The 244-nt window shown below is 52.5% G+C and carries 1 rRNA gene; it reads left to right on the top strand.

Annotated features, from left to right (window positions below):
- A 16S ribosomal RNA gene (locus tag ACTHS4_RS12385) occupies positions 1 to 244 on the top strand; the annotation flags it as partial.

The raw sequence follows: 244 nt of genomic DNA, 5'->3' as shown, positions 1-244 counted from the left end.
ATTCTGACGGTACCTCAGGAATAAGGAACGGCTAACTCCGTGCCAGCAGCCGCGGTAATACGGAGGTTCCAAGCGTTGTTCGGAATTACTGGGCGTAAAGGGAGCGCAGGCGGACAGGTCAGTTTAAAGTGGAATCCCAGGGCTCAACCCTGGACGTGCTTTGGATACTGCCTGTCTTGAGTTCGTGAGAGGAAAGTGGAATTCAGGGTGTAGCGGTGAAATGCTTAGATATCCTGAGGAACAC

The organism is Neisseria sp. P0014.S009 (genome assembly GCF_051958155.1).
In the GTDB taxonomy this organism is placed as follows: domain Bacteria; phylum Pseudomonadota; class Gammaproteobacteria; order Burkholderiales; family Neisseriaceae; genus Neisseria; species Neisseria flavescens_C.
The sequence above is the reverse complement of the archived record's forward strand: the minus strand, read 5'-3'. Positions and strand labels throughout refer to the sequence as shown.